At 78.8% G+C, this 509-nt stretch carries 1 protein-coding gene; it reads right to left on the bottom strand.

Annotated elements, in window-relative coordinates; translation table 11 throughout:
* On the bottom strand, positions 1-509 hold a 509-nt coding region (locus VB737_RS07575), incomplete at both ends, for a deoxyribodipyrimidine photo-lyase (RefSeq protein WP_500312292.1).

Genomic DNA, 509 nt, shown 5'->3' on the forward strand with positions numbered 1-509 from the left:
GGCCTGCAGCTGGGCCAGGGCGGCCGCCTCGCCGGGGCGGCAGGGGCAGAGATCGGCGCCGCTGAAATGGAAGCCCAGCTCCTCCGCGCTGGGCACGGCCTCCAGCCTGGGCAGGGCCTCCCACAGGGTGGCGCGCTCCGCCGGCAGGGTGGCGGGGTCCAGATCCAGCAGTGCGCTCGGCGCCGCCACCGGCTCCAGGGCGCCGGCCGAGGCGGCCCCCAGGGTGGCGCGGTCCTCCACCTGGCGGCGCCAGTTGCGCAGGAACGGGCCGTAGACCCGGTAGGGCTCCCCGGCGCCGGTGCGGATCGCCTCCGGCGCCACCAGCAGCTGGTCCCAGTCCACCAGCACCCGGGTGCCCTGGCCCTGCAGCGCCGCCGCCACCTGCCGGTCGCGCTCGCGGCCGTAGGGCTCCACCTCCCGGTTCCAGGCCACCACCGCGGCCCCCGCCGCCCGGGCCGCCAGGGGCACCAGGGCAGCCGGGTCACCCCGCAGGATCAGCAACCGGCTGC

This window comes from Synechococcus sp. BA-120 BA3, assembly GCF_034931285.1.
Taxonomy (GTDB): Bacteria; Cyanobacteriota; Cyanobacteriia; order PCC-6307; family Cyanobiaceae; genus Cyanobium.